This is a genomic window from Vibrio sp. 10N.222.52.C12, assembly GCF_041474215.1.
Lineage (GTDB): Bacteria > Pseudomonadota > Gammaproteobacteria > Enterobacterales > Vibrionaceae > Vibrio > Vibrio crassostreae_C.
Genome location: NZ_JBFRTR010000074.1, coordinates 1 through 14,336, shown reverse-complemented (window position 1 = coordinate 14,336; position 14,336 = coordinate 1). Strand labels below are relative to the sequence as shown.

The window sequence follows — 14,336 nt, the reverse complement described above, 5'->3', positions numbered from 1 at the left end:
AATGCTCTAATGCTCTAATACGTTAATGCTCGATCGCAGCAACAAATGGTGATTCAGAAACAAAAAAGGAGCCCAAGGCTCCTTTTTCAATTCAATCAAGTTGCTAATCAACTAGCAAGCTAACTAACGCTCGTTAACCAATGTTCTTCACTGGGTTGGCGTAGCTATCGATCAAGTACTGACGTGCACCTTGTGGCAGGCTCGATAGTTTAGCTTCAAACTCTTGCTTAACGGCCGCTGTAATCGACTCGTCTTCTTTTTCTGCTGCCAGCAAGTTTACTGGGAACAGTTTGTAGTTATCGTGGATCTGACGATCGATCTCTTCAGCAAGCGCTTCAGGGGTATCAAAATCTTGGTCGATAACCTGACCGAAGCCAACGTGAACGCGTCCTTTATTACCGATGATGCCTTGAATGATACTTTCGATATCTTCAAACTCACCCTTTTCGTAACTGCCGTTTACGTCTTTTTCGAAAAGCTCTATCGCTTTAGCCGTGTCACATGGGTCGTTCTCGTAAGAAATAGCCACAGGAACAATCTTCAATGACTTCACGTATTCAGGGAAAGCAATTTTTTGCTTACGTCCTTCAACGTGGAACATTTTCAAAATTGCTGGCTCAGTAAAATCGTTACCGTCTTTCGCACGACCTTCCTTTTGAGCGATCCAGATTGAGTTGCCCGTTTCTAGAGAGTGCTTAATGTAAGAAGACAACTGCCCTAGCGCTTTCATCATCTCACGCGGTCCTTTCAAAGAACGCTTTACGATGAAGCTCTTATTTAAACGCATCAATTCAGTCGCACATGGCTTTTTCAACAGGTTGTCTCCGATAGCGATACGACAAGTCTGATGATTATTTTGATGCAGAGCGTAATTTACCAACGCAGGATCCATAGCAATGTCACGATGGTTTGATACAAACAGATAAGCTTGGTTCGCATCCAGTGACTCGATACCAGTGTACGTCACACCGCTAGTGGTTTTCGCTAACGTGTCGCGTAAGTACTTTTTCACTTCAATCTGAATGGATTCAACGCTAGTCAGCTTGCTCCATTTCATTTTTAAGTACACACGCAAAATCGGGCTCATTAATGCTTTGAACCAAGACGCATGGTTTGAAAAACGGTAGTGCAAGATTGCACTGATAAATTCTTCATCATTAATAAGACGGTTTAGTGCCGCTGGAATTTCATCATCGCCGTAAGGGCGAATATCAACATATGGATCGGTTGGAGAGGTCATTTTTTAATTCATATAATAAAAAGCTGGCTCATTCTACGCGTTGTTTTGACTTCTCGCAGCTACAGAGCCCATACTTTTGACAAGGTCAGACCAGAAACATTGAAAATCCCCTGTTATTGTTGGCATTCTTTAAGATTAACGGTAATCTTGACGCCCCAAAATTAAGGTACTATCTATGAACTTCGCTATTGAATATACATCGGCTTACTTTTCACACTTGGTGATCACACCACGCAAGAAAGTACTTAAACATAGCCTTGTATCGGTTCAAAGTGGCTTGGTTTTGATTAAGTTAGGCAAACAAGAGTATGCCGTTGAACCAGGACAAAGCGTCTGGATTCCATACGACTGCCTAACGTCACTGACCTACTTTCCAAACACTCAGGTTAACCGTGTCGATTTTTCTGTTCGTTTGACGGATTCATTCCCAAGACAAGCGGGTTACATCACGCAAACCAACCTCTCTTCGGCACTACTAGAAAAGCTAGAACAAACCAAAGCTCGCGCTTCTAATGCCAATAATACGGAACAAGCGTTTAAAGATATGCTTTCTGTATTGAAGCAAGAAGTGTTGTCGTTTAAACCCCTGCTTTGCGAAAGTGCTCTTTCTCAGCGATTCAATCAATGGAACATTGATGACTCAAACTTGCCACAAGAGCACACTCTGGTGATGGTGATGCGAGAAGCGAAGAAACGCATGCAGTCAGGTCAAAAACGTTCACTTGTGATTGATGATCTGTTCTCAGGTAAAGAAGAAGAGTTCGAGCAACTGTGTATGCTTGTTTTTGGTGAAGATTTATAGCTTGGCGGAAAGTGAGTGCTGGTATTAAAACTCGCAAGCCAGATACTAAAAAGCCGCAAAAACTGAGTTTTTGCGGCTTTTTTAATTCTTACTATTTAGACGTAGATAGCAATCTATCTGTGTATCTGCCTGTCTAAAATGGCAACTCAACCTGCATCATTAGGTCGGCGTCACGTGAGTCGTGCCAACGATAATCAAAGCGCATACGCGGCTGCCCTTCGACTTTCTCGCCAAAACCGATGCTGAGTTGAAGACCATGATTCATCAACCACTCTTCAGTCGACATATCATACTGCTCATCTTCAAGGTCTTCTGGAAACCACATACCCAAGCCAACATAGTTTGACTCAATGCTTTGTGTCAGCAATGGCGAGTCTTTGGTTTGAAGAACCCAGTCAGACCAATAGTCCGGTGTGCTTTCCGGTTCATCATCGCTCAGCCCACTGATTTCCATCATACGTTGGCCAAAAGACTCAATGCTCGAAGAAAAGTCCAAACAGTTGTCGTCATCAGAAGTCAGCATGATCGAATCTAAGCTAAAAAAATCACACTCAGCATACGCAGGCATACTACATGCTGCCATGATCAACGTCGCTGATATCGCGCTCTTTAGCATAGTCCTCTGACCTCTTGATTAGTGAACTTACATTATCTGATACAGTCCACTATCTTGCAACATCTTTGTAACTGACTTTGTACTCAGTTTTGCAACATCGCTTCCACTTATCAGTGCATTACGTATGTCTGTGCTGCGAATTTTCACTTTTTCAGGGCAAGCCATTACAGACCACTGCTCGGTAATCTCATCTGATTTATAGAAAGATGAGAACTTAAAGAAGTTATCTGGGCCAATAACAAACGTCAGTTCAGCGTCACGATGTAACTTTTGCAGTTCACTGAGTACAGCAAAAGTCGTCACGCTTTCGCCGGGTGTAAATAAGCTCTTTTCGATCAACGAAAGCTCAACTTGATCCAGTGAAAGATCACTGATAAATGCATTAACTAACTGACATCTCGTATCAAAGTCTAGCATCTCTTTTCCCCAAGCATGGGCAATACTTGGAACGAGTAGAATTTTGTCAAAGTGAGCCAACGAATCAATCACACTTTTATGCCCTAGGCTCGGTGGATTAAACGCACTACCGAAAATGGCTATTTTTTCCATTGTTTATTACTGCCTTCTCTTTCTAAGCTTGTGCAAAGAGGTTTTTAAATCGGATGATTTAGGTATGATAACACTAGATTTTTAATTTGCTTGCAGGAAAGGAATACGAATGGAACAGTTAATTCGTGACGAAATGCGCGTACTACCTTCAATTGACCCTCACTTCGAAGTGACTCGTCGTGTGGACTTTATTAAAACGAAACTTCAGCAGTCAGGCTGCAAGTCTCTGATCCTTGGTATCAGTGGCGGTGTAGACTCAACGACCTGTGGCCGCTTGGCACAAATGGCCGTGGATAGCCTGAATGAAAACTCTGGCAGCAACGACTACCAATTCATTGCGGTTCGCCTACCTTACGGCGAACAAAAAGATGAAGATGAAGCACAACTTGCTCTCTCTTTCATCCAGCCTTCTCAATCTGTTTCTGTAAACATCAAAGCGGGTGTTGATGGGCTTCACGCAGCATCTCACGTTGCACTTGAAGGTACAGGTTTACTACCAACAGACTCAGCAAAAATCGACTTTGTTAAAGGTAATGTGAAAGCTCGCGCTCGCATGATCGCGCAATACGAAATTGCGGGTTACGTTGGTGGTCTTGTGATTGGTACTGACCACTCAGCAGAAAACATCACTGGCTTCTACACCAAACACGGTGACGGTGCATGTGATTTAGCGCCTTTGTTTGGCCTGAACAAGCGTCAAGTTCGTGAACTTGCAGCAACGCTAGGTGCGCCAGAGCTATTGGTTAAGAAAGTGCCTACTGCCGACCTAGAAGAGCTTGATCCACAGAAAGCCGACGAAGCAGCATTGAACCTTTCTTACGACCAAATCGATGATTTCCTTGAAGGTAAAGAAGTCCCTCAAGACGTGTCAGACCGCTTAGTAGGCATCTACAAAGCAACACAGCACAAGCGTCAACCGATCCCAACGATCTACGATTAATTGTTTGAATTAATCTTAGAATCAAAAAGGCCGGAAGTTCATTTCAGTGAACTTCCGGCCTTTTCTATTCAATGTGCTTTTCTTTCTGGCCTTCCGACCTACCGAGTTAGTCTACAACTTCGATATCAGTTTGAGGCACACTACAACACGCCAGTATCTGACCCATATTACGTTCATGTTCTTGCAATGCAGGCACATCCGGTTGGTGAACTTGCCCTGACTCAAGGGTCACTTTACAAGCGCCACAGAAACCAGCACGGCAACTTGAAGCGATAGACACACCCGCCGACTCAGCTTGCTCTAGCAGGGTTGATTGGTTATTACCTTCAAACAGGTAGCCGTTCACACTTAACTGCAGCTGCTTCACCGCCTCTTCGGTAGACTGAGCAACACCAAACGCTTCTTGATGATAATGTTGAGGGTTAAGCCCCATTTGAATCAGTAGTTTCTTGGCATTGTCCATAAAGCCGTCAGGGCCACACACGAACGCTTGACGCTTGTGTAGCTCTTCAATTTTAGCGACATGCGACACGCTTAGACGCCCAGACAAACCATCCCACTCTTTGGTTGGTTGGCTTAATGAATAGATCACACGAAGACCCGCGTGCTCACTGGCGATCTTATCAATCTCAGCTTGATAAGGGATATCTTCTTCGCTGCTGCATTGGTGATAGAACACCACATCATCAATCTGACCATGGTCGGCTAAGTAACGAAGCATCGACAACATAGGGGTGATGCCGCTTCCCGCTGATAACAGCAGTAATGGATGTGTTGGGTTATCTTCTAAGTAGAATGCGCCATCTGGATTCTGAGCAACTAGCGTGTCACCGACTTGGAAGTGATCATTGAGCCAGTTTGAGATTTGACCATCGTCCACTCGCTTCACGGAAATCGCCAAACGACCTGCGCGTGAAGGGCTAGAAGATAACGTGTAACGACGAGACACTTTCTCGCCATTAATTACCATTTCAATCGGTAGATGTTGCCCCGGCTGATAGCTTGGTAATAAATTGTTCTCTTTCGCTGGCTCTAGCCAAAAGGTTGTGAAGTCGCGAGCGATCTCTTCACGCTCGACGCAAGTTAAGTGCAGTGACTCGACCCAAGAGTCTTCGTAGTGTTCTTTCTCTTTGGTTTCAAGTACCTCAACCACATCACCCGCTTTCACCAGACCTTCATTTTTCGCCACAAGGTTCTGACCAAAGAAAACGCCACCACGTTCATTGGCTCTGAACGTAGAAAAGGTATTGAGTGGCTCTTTTGTTGCTCTGAATTCGCCGCTCTCAACATCGACTGTCGTTAGGATACAGCGCTCACAAGGCTTCACCGCTTCGAATTCAACCTCACCAATTCGAATGCGCTTCCAACCATCTTCAGCAAACGCTTCAGTGTTTGAGACGACAAAATTGGTGCGGAACTGATCCATGGAATGCGTTTCAGGACTACGGCGATTCAACTCATCAAGCGAAGCTTGGCTGATGATTAACATCGGGTAACCATCGGCGAAACTGACATTCTGACCAAGCTTTTCTCGAACACGATTAGATTGCTCACCACAGAACAGAAGTTCTACGCGAACACCAAGCACATCGCTAAACCAATCATCCGCCTCGTCGTTGGTGGTATACGCAGTGAAGCTATCTTTCCACACTGTTGCAGGCGCTTCTTGCATCTTGAAGTTTGCATATTTTAGGCGCAGCGGTTCTTTGCCTTCGTAAGTAAAAATCAAACCGTCTGGCTGCAAGCTAGAAGACACCTTGACCATTTTAGGGTACTTACGCGCCGTCACCATTGAGCCGTCAGCCAAGGCCAACATAAAACGTCTGTCGAAGGTAAGGCCCTGTTTTTCGACCCAAGCAGAAGAGAGTGCAATCCCACCTACTGATTTAACCGGAAACACATTAATTTGAGATAAGGAGGGCTGTTGACCTGAAAGCTCTTGCTCCAAAGCCTTTTGATCCAAAGGTGACTGCGACATAACGATTCCAATGTTTTGTTGTTTGTCCCAATGCTAACAAATGGTTATAAATAGATAAACTGGCAGGCATTAAACACTTGATACTAAGTAGGCATGATTAAACTAATAGAATGGCATTATGTTCCGGCAAACCTAAAACTCTTGAAACTAACGATGATGCTTTACACACTAAAAGTAACCCGAATTTATTCACGCTATTTTTAAGTAGATCAGCAATATGCTGCACCTTGTTTCGACAATTGACTCAATGAGCCAGGTTTGCCTAAGTGATAGCCCTGAAAATAATCTATGCCCTGCGATTGTGCAAAACGTAAATCTTCATGGTTTTCTATACCTTCAGATAACAATTCAATCTGATACTTCCGAGCTAAAAATCTAAGACGCTCCCAAAAGGTCGAATTATCACTCCGGTTTCTCATTAACGACCGATCTATTTTCACTATGTTCGGTTTAACAACCCTAATCAGTGCTTCACCAGTGTTATAACCACTGCCATAGTCGTCTATCGCGATTTTAATTCCAAGACCACGACATACTCCAAACTGGGACATCATCCTTTTCTCGTCAATGCCAACCGGGTATTGTTCATTCTCAGTAAGCTCAATCCATAAGGTTATACCTAACTTGTTGCATGCTTGCCAAATTGGGGAAATATCACGTAGAAAAGTGAAACTTAAAACGTGATCAGGGGAGATATTAATAGTCAGAAAATCAATCATTTTCTTCTGAGACAATAATTCCTCGGACACTCTTAACAAGAATATTTGAGTAAACCATGCAATCTTCTTAGCGTCTAACAGACAGCGAATTGACGATTCAACATCGTGCCCTTTTTCCCAACGTAACAAAACCTCAGCACCGACAGTTCCATTGCCATTAGTTATCGGTTGAAAAACAGGATAAAACAATCCCTGATTAACATCGTCAATAAGTGCTTCGGCTTGTAAATTTTCAGACAACATATTCGTATTCATAAACAAACCTCTTTTTGTGATTAATCCATACTACAGATCAATAACTAGCAAGGATTAGCATGAACAAATCATATGTAGCTTTACATGCCTACTTCTTAACCGTGAAGACAAACTGCATAAGTAGTTAAACGAACTCCTGTACAAATACACAATGCCGTTTCAAAACGGTAATCTCGAGTCTGTTACTTTTAGATAGGTTATTAAAAACGCCATAAACTATCATAGATGACTATACTTCAATTAGATCAAATTACGCTTAGGGATAATGTATGTTTGGTGACTATTTAAAGGAATTGAGAGTCTCACTAGGTCTTACTCAGAGTGAGCTTGCTGTTAAGTTAAACCTTGCAAATGAAGAGTTTCGCTCTGTAGACGTGGTAACTCTCAGTCGTTGGGAACGAGGAAAAACCAAACCAACACTTGCAAAATGCCTAAGAATCTTGCGTTGTTTACAGGTTGACCTGAGTGACTTTTATGAATTAATACCTAATCCAAACGAAACAAAGCTACTAGACGAGATTGAACAACTTCGTTTTAATAACAGGGTAACGAAGCTTTCATCATTAAGTTATGAAGAGCCACAAGAGCCACAATCAACTTTAATTACTGAGATGCCACTTCTTTTGAAAGATGATGACAAGATACTATCTAGCCTTAAAATCTTTTACGAAACAGCCATCCATACACCGAAGGGTTTTTTCGACATTAATCTATATGACTACCAACAAAACAAACGAGCTATTTTAAAAAGATTTATAACAGAAAGCGGGCAGTTGGTAGGTCACTCAATTAGTTTTATATTCGAAAGTGACTATTTTGACAAAGTTACTCATTCAAAAATCATTGATATCGACCTGACAAAATCTGTCAGTTATAAAAATTCGACTAAGTTATCGGTTTGTAATTATAATCGTTACTCTTCTAATTTCCAGATATTTCGATGTATGTTAGTTTCTCAATTTATAAACCTAATTCACTATTCAAATGTTCAACGTTATTATTTCTTTAGTGCATGGCCTGAAATCGGACAAATTTTAGAGCAACTTGGATTTAAGAAAATAGCATTTGATATTGAGTCAGAAAAAGGAGGTTTTAAATTAGGCAACCGCTCATTCGAACATTGCTTATACGAAATTGATACAGCGACACTTCTTTCTCAACCCGAAATAATAACCCTCATAAAAACAACCCAGTGGGATAACCAATACTCAATCAAAAATCATTAGGCATAGCCAAACAGCCTTTAAATTAAGATGCCTACCATCTTAAGTTTCTACACATAATAATACTTCGCCTTATGCAAAAAATTGGAGAAAACTACTGTGTTTGGCGAATACTTAAAAAAATATCGAATCGCGAATGAACTAACACAAAGTCAAGCAGCTACAAAGCTCAACTTACTCGGAGGAGATCTATCGAACATTGACACAGTTACACTTAGTCGATGGGAAAGAGGAAAAACTAAACCAACTCTTAGCCGTAGTATTCGTGTTTTGCGAGAATTTACCAACGATCTTGAGCCTTATCTATCTAAAGTTAGTCATTTACTACATCAAGACCCTAGTTCTAAAAATAGAGTTGATCAATTCGACTCTCTGATGGAAGAGAAATACCGTAGTTTAAATAATTTGATCGCCAGAGCAAATTATCAGTCAACATCGATGATCGAACACAATCCTGTTTGTGAATATCCGATTGGAAATTCTAATGATAGTGAGATTGTAAATTCTGTACTTGTTTTTCATGAGAAAACCTCTGATGAGAATATTAAGCATGGACTCTATAAAATCGATTTTTTAAACTATTGCAATGAAAAACATTTCATTGCCTATAAATATGTCGACAGCGTCACAGGGGAGCTATTAGGACATAACATAGGCACTATATTCACGACTGAAGGTATGATCTCCGAAATTGAAACACTTTCTCAAAAGTCGATTAATGAAATAGATTTAAGAAAAACCGTTCCTTATAATAAAAGCCGAAAATTAGCTTATTTTGCGGTGAGCCAGCATTCGCTGTACGAGCGACCTTTTCGTCTACAATTAAATAGAGAATTCAGGTTTCTAGCAAAACACGCTAACATTACCGACTACTACACAACAGTTGCTATAAAGAGCTCAGCAGAAGTACTCGAAAAAATGGGATTTTCTGTTGTTTCGTACGAGAAAAAATCAACCAACGGTGCAATCAAAATTGGTAAACACTATTATTCTAAAGCTTTAATGCACATAAAAACAAGCCAGCTATTTACTCAACCCGAGTTCTTGAACTTGCTTACAGGCTGTCAAACCTGTTCAAACCCATGCTCAATTAGCTCTCAGTGTTGCTAAGCGGTCTCTTTCCGCGCACATTAACAGGAGTACCAATCCATCGAAAGATGGATAAACTCCTGCTTGCTTCAATCTTTCAAAACACAACTCTACAGTTTTGACATTCGTATTCGATATTATTGAACCAATATACCTCATTATTTTCCCACTTAAATTATCAGTACAATCTATATACTATGTAATTAAGCGATTGAGTATTAAAGCATATGGTAAAAAGTTAGAATCTAATATGCTATGTTCGCTTGACTACATGTCAACCTCACGAACAATTACATCATCTACTTCATTGTTTAGTAATGTTACATAACTGCTCTGAGTCATGCCTCTTACAGCTTTCGTGTTTTGCATGCCATCCACATTCGTTAGACTTTTGTCAGAATAAATTGCTCGTATATCTCCATCGACTCGGCCTGAAAACGTGACATCATCAGCACTAATAGAAGCAATCGCTGAGGTTGCAAAAAATAAAAACGAACATAAAACGACCTTAATATTGACAAACGACTTCATAAACACCTCAAATGCAATTGGTTACATATGAGAGTTTAGCTTATTCGCAGAAAAAAAGAAGTCTAATGCCTACCAGCCACTCTTGCATCCGTGATGTTAGATTTGTAAACATTAATTTGTTCAGAAAAGTCCATTCATAACGATCATTATATAGCATGGATACGGCCACATCAATTCACCAGACTTATGCATATTATGCACTGGTTAGCGATTTGATGGCAGTTAAACCTTAGGGAGAGACCGAAGAGTAAAACGCTAATACATATCTTGCAAGTCTTCATAGTAGTTTAATGGTTTTACATTAAGAGAATTAAATTTTATCTAACTTCGTAATATTTAATACCTGAACCTAAGATCTGGTATGTAAACCATGATTCTTGGCAACACTTGATTATTCACATCAACGTAAGCTATGTAAGATCATAGATGAATAGTTAGACAGATTTAATCGAGTGCAAAAAAAAAGCATCACCATACCTTATAAGAAATAGGTCTAGTAATACTTTAATATTGATCAGATTACCGGTAAGAGCTTATTCTAATACTTGGCCAGGAATGATCAAATCAGGATTTTCAATATCATTACTCTCAATGATCTCTTCTAAATCGAAGCCGAACTTTCTACGTAGTTCATATAACCAATCACCTTCTTGTACGACATAAGGTAATGTCGGCTTAACAGCAACTTCGGATATACTGTTAGACATAGTATCGAAGTCACAGTCCGTATCAGTTGGGTCAGATGTGCAATCCGGAGCTTTCGTAATTTCAAGTGACGAAGGGCGAGGTTCAACTTGGTCAGACTCAATCTTACGCTTACTGTCATTGAAATAATAAGATAATCCAACCACGGCTTCTCGTTGATTTTGCCCAAAATCATCATTCAACGTTTGATTAAGTGCGATACTCGCACCGAAATATTCATTCAAAGCATACTCAGCAAGGTACTCTATTGTTGGATATTTATCTTCAAATCCGACTCCAACCTTTAAATCAATTTCTTCTCCATCATGTATACTATAAAGCAAACCTAAATCAGGTATGTACTCAGAATCATCTAATAATTTATAATGTTTGATACCTAGATTCAATTGAAGTCGGTTATATTGGTAGAGAAAATAAATAGATTGAGAATTCTCAAACATATCTCCATCAAAATTATAGCCATAGTTTGCCCCTACCCCCAAAATATGAGCAGTTGGCTTCTCAGCAACCGCTGCACCGCTGGTTAGTACTAGAAACATAAAAAAAATATTATTAATTAGTCGGTTCACAGGTTCACCTCATAAACAACATTAAACGACCCTTGGTAATTACCTGAACTGAGTGCATTTCCATCGACATCAAAACTAACATCGTATGCTACATCAACTTTGTTACTACCTTCTCCATTCACTGTAATCACTTCTGAATCAGGAAAAGATGCGGTATTAAGTACTCCGTCTTGGACAATCACCTTGTCAGGGCTTTCGCAGCCAATGGCACACGTGATTGTGTAGGGTATCTTTTCTAGCGAGTTATCAATATTTGTAAGCTCATAGTCACCTGACGTAGGGCTAAATGTCATAATAACGCCTGTAGGTAAAGTCCCTAACAAGCTAACATCATACCTCGTTGTACCAGAGATCCTTTTTGTTGCAGTATCATACTGGGGTTCAATATTCCCGTCTCCAAGTACCGTTAATGATTCAAGGATCGCAGCTTGATAATCAATCGTGATAATTAACGTCTCCGGCACTCTGGTATAAGTCATCGTACCGGTTTGACTTGTAAAAAAGTAAGTGGGTGAAAGGTTAATTGATGCCGTAAAAGTTCCAGATCCAACAGGGGCTGCGAACACATCATTACTGATATTAGGCAAAGCGAAAGCAGGTCGATAAAACTTAAAAGGCTCTATTCGGCTTGTTGCTGTGTAACCCATTCGCGACACACACAAAGTCGACTCTTGGCCCACTTTCGCACTCGAACCACTTATATTTGTAGCTGCACACTCATTGGCAACTCCCATTCCCACATTTGACCCGTAGTCTTTTGATGTGAAATAACTAGCCGAGCTACCCAAATTGTACTCAACGCCTAACAACTCCAGGCTGGTGTTAAAACTTTCGCCTGTAGAATGATTAACAAAGCTAACGTTATTAACGGGTTGGTTATCCATCGTTGCGGGATACCACTCTGCCGTTGGTTGCTCTTGCGCTATCGTCCATGCAGATGGAGATATAGCTTCACTACCGAAATAACTATTTGGCGCCGCATTGTTCCAAACCACAGAGTTGTTTGCTGTAATCGTTCCGTATACATCTGCAGCATGGCTACTATCTAAAGCCGTGAATAATAGCGCTATACTAATTAGGCTATTTCTTTTTAATAGTGATATTTTTGTTATAACTGTAATCATGGTTGGCTACCTTAACGGATAACGAATCGACATTTTGCAGGCCTTCTGCTAATTTTATGGTTTTCTTTCGACCAGATAGTATTGTATTAGTCTGTTTACATTTGTTACTAACAGAATTCGGTTTACAGTTATCAAACTGTATGTAGAAAAATGTGTTACCATTATTTTCCACATAAACTTCTGAACCGTTATATTTAACTTTGTAGTCAACATTAGCATTTTTTGCAGGTACAATATAATAAGGAGCATAACCATAATTAATACCAATTATACTTTCTTTTTTATCTCCATCGATAACGCTAGGCATGAAAGTCACTTGATAAACTTTGTCCTTCTCTAAATCATCACAATTAACCTGACATAAATTCTTTACTGATACACGACGTCTTTCCCCCGGATTTAATATCAGTTTATTGGGTAATAGCGCAAGATCCCATAAAGGTAAATTATCTTTTGTTAGCTCTACCTTTTCTAACTCTCCGTTTTCAACCTTTACTTGGCTAACGTTACCTTTTATATATTCAGGTTCAGTTTTCGAACTAGTCAGAGTAAAAACTTCATTACCATCTTCTCCAGCTATAAGAAGCATTTTATCTATGCTAAATGCATGGCTAAAAGAGGTCGTCATTAATAGTATCGAAGTAAATATTACACGTTGCATAATTTTCTCTATGTTAGTTATAAGCATATGGCGTCATCTCCATATGAACTGCATAATTAATGAGTTCATCAACATACAGTTTGTTTGCCGTAGTTAGTTGCTCAGGAGACTTAGCGAATATATACAAATAACCGCCAAGCTTTTTGTTTATAATTTCAACACCTGAGTTGTTCAGTTTGTTCTGATAGTTCAATACAATATTACTATCCTTGTATTGCCCTAAGTAGTAATAATAAACACCATCAACTAGGGCTATCTGATAACCTTCACTATTTTCTTCGAATGATGGCATACAGAAGTTATTACCTAAATTCAAATTATTAACCGATGATAACTCCGGTATTACACATTGGTTTTCCTTAGATATAATTTTGTAAGGTTGTTTATCTTTCACCTTAAATTGATACACACCTTCAACAAGCTTGTCAGTAGAAACACAACCTCCACCGATACATTCAACTCCGTCTATTGGATTTCCATTTATATCACTAAACGTCGATATAAATGATTTCAACTCAGACAACGACGTATCCAAACGGATAACAGTTCCTGGATAACTAGTAGCCGACGTATAAGACTCACCATTGTTGTAAAAATCAGAGGCTTCCGTATCAAGCTTGAATTCATATTCATAGAACTCTTTTAATGGATATACCGTCAAAGCATCTCCACTAACATAAGCATTGCTTTGTTTTCCATTCTGCTCGGAGTTAACTACCGCCAAGAATTTTCCATCCGAAGACAGTTCCCCTGTATCATTATTCGAAATAAAATAAGAAGATGACTTTTCACTCGTAAACTCTATTCCTTGAGAAGTTACGATATTACTTGTACCAATATATGCAGAAACACTTGTATTACTACTTGAATTGATATAGGCATAAGAGTTTGAGTCAATATGTTTATTCTTATAATTTGCAGACAATGATAAATCGGCACTGCTTTGGTCTTCAGTAGAATCTTGATAATAAAGTCCCGCAGAGCTTGATACATTTAGATTGTTTCTGTTAATTAGACTACTTGAGATTGTATCTCTATGCGATAGCGCAACATCACCACTATCATCTATTTGTGCTTGTGTACTATGTGTGTATGTGTTTTCCTGGCCTATTGGAATAATTATTGAGGCCATAACACCATAATTTATATCGCTCGATTCACTTGCTGATAACTCTAAGTTCACCTTTGAGTCAAGTGGTAATGATGATATCTGCACGCCACTTCTTGCAGACCAACTTTCTGATTCATTATTATAACCATTACTAAAATCTTTATATTGGTTTTTTGTTAATATACCCGATATATATGATGATATATTTCTCGTTAAGTACTCTG

General features: G+C 39.8%; 14 protein-coding genes. 4 read left to right on the top strand and 10 right to left on the bottom strand.

The genetic code is table 11. From position 1 onward, the window contains the following. Positions 1–133: 133 nt before the first annotated feature. A complete protein-coding gene (locus tag AB4623_RS14010) occupies positions 134–1,240 on the bottom strand; it encodes a 1-acyl-sn-glycerol-3-phosphate acyltransferase (protein ID WP_137001459.1) in 1,107 nt (368 codons plus the stop codon). Between the two features lie 175 nt (positions 1,241–1,415). Between AB4623_RS14010 and AB4623_RS14005 the strand changes: the two genes are divergently transcribed. Continuing rightward, a complete protein-coding gene (locus tag AB4623_RS14005) occupies positions 1,416–2,042 on the top strand; it encodes a hypothetical protein (RefSeq protein WP_017064307.1) in 627 nt (208 codons plus the stop codon). A gap of 133 nt (positions 2,043–2,175) precedes the next feature. On the opposite strand, the gene AB4623_RS14000 is transcribed toward AB4623_RS14005, so the two are convergent. Together AB4623_RS14000 and AB4623_RS13995 are read right to left on the bottom strand one after the other, a co-directional pair. Continuing rightward, positions 2,176–2,658 carry a hypothetical protein gene (locus AB4623_RS14000; protein ID WP_017067427.1) on the bottom strand — a complete coding sequence of 161 codons (483 nt, stop codon included), beginning with the start codon at positions 2,656–2,658 and terminating at the stop codon, positions 2,176–2,178. A 27-nt stretch (positions 2,659–2,685) separates the two neighbouring features. Further along, positions 2,686–3,207 carry a nicotinate-nicotinamide nucleotide adenylyltransferase gene (locus AB4623_RS13995; protein WP_017064305.1) on the bottom strand — a complete coding sequence of 174 codons (522 nt, stop codon included), beginning with the start codon at positions 3,205–3,207 and terminating at the stop codon, positions 2,686–2,688. A gap of 109 nt (positions 3,208–3,316) precedes the next feature. On the opposite strand from AB4623_RS13995, the gene nadE reads away from it, so the two are divergent. Then, a complete protein-coding gene (gene nadE / locus AB4623_RS13990) occupies positions 3,317–4,147 on the top strand; it encodes an ammonia-dependent NAD(+) synthetase (RefSeq protein WP_017062768.1) in 831 nt (276 codons plus the stop codon). A 106-nt stretch (positions 4,148–4,253) separates the two neighbouring features. Here nadE and AB4623_RS13985 read toward each other — a convergent pair whose 3' ends face one another. Both AB4623_RS13985 and AB4623_RS13980 read right to left on the bottom strand, forming a co-directional pair. After that, positions 4,254–6,125: an MOSC N-terminal beta barrel domain-containing protein gene (locus AB4623_RS13985; RefSeq protein WP_372106918.1), complete on the bottom strand. Its 1,872-nt coding sequence runs from the start codon at positions 6,123–6,125 to the stop codon at positions 4,254–4,256. A gap of 209 nt (positions 6,126–6,334) precedes the next feature. Next, a complete protein-coding gene (locus AB4623_RS13980) occupies positions 6,335–7,099 on the bottom strand; it encodes an EAL domain-containing protein (protein ID WP_372099856.1) in 765 nt (254 codons plus the stop codon). Between the two features lie 269 nt (positions 7,100–7,368). Between AB4623_RS13980 and AB4623_RS13975 the strand changes: the two genes are divergently transcribed. Together AB4623_RS13975 and AB4623_RS13970 are read left to right on the top strand one after the other, a co-directional pair. Next, positions 7,369–8,325, top strand: coding sequence for a helix-turn-helix domain-containing protein (locus AB4623_RS13975; protein WP_102332686.1), 957 nt, complete (start codon positions 7,369–7,371; stop codon positions 8,323–8,325). A 96-nt stretch (positions 8,326–8,421) separates the two neighbouring features. Next, positions 8,422–9,432 (top strand): helix-turn-helix domain-containing protein, encoded by a 1,011-nt coding sequence (locus tag AB4623_RS13970; protein ID WP_372099858.1) that lies wholly within the window; start codon positions 8,422–8,424, stop codon positions 9,430–9,432. Positions 9,433–9,678: 246 nt separating this feature from the next. On the opposite strand, the gene AB4623_RS13965 is transcribed toward AB4623_RS13970, so the two are convergent. The 5 genes from AB4623_RS13965 to AB4623_RS13945 all read right to left on the bottom strand — a co-directional run. After that, positions 9,679–9,942, bottom strand: coding sequence for a hypothetical protein (locus AB4623_RS13965; protein ID WP_017062773.1), 264 nt, complete (start codon positions 9,940–9,942; stop codon positions 9,679–9,681). A gap of 533 nt (positions 9,943–10,475) precedes the next feature. Beyond that, a complete protein-coding gene (locus AB4623_RS13960) occupies positions 10,476–11,216 on the bottom strand; it encodes a LysM peptidoglycan-binding domain-containing protein (RefSeq protein ID WP_065584792.1) in 741 nt (246 codons plus the stop codon). Continuing rightward, positions 11,213–12,340, bottom strand: coding sequence for a hypothetical protein (locus AB4623_RS13955; RefSeq protein WP_017059956.1), 1,128 nt, complete (start codon positions 12,338–12,340; stop codon positions 11,213–11,215). Before AB4623_RS13955 ends, AB4623_RS13960 begins: the two co-directional genes overlap by 4 nt. Beyond that, positions 12,297–13,001, bottom strand: a complete 705-nt coding sequence (locus AB4623_RS13950; protein WP_372099859.1) for a hypothetical protein — start codon at positions 12,999–13,001, stop codon at positions 12,297–12,299. The genes AB4623_RS13955 and AB4623_RS13950 overlap by 44 nt, the downstream gene beginning before the upstream one ends. 13 nt (positions 13,002–13,014) lie before the next feature. Continuing rightward, positions 13,015–14,336, bottom strand: a 1,322-nt coding sequence (locus AB4623_RS13945) for a CS1-pili formation C-terminal domain-containing protein (RefSeq protein WP_372146682.1), incomplete at its 5' end; no start/stop codon positions are given.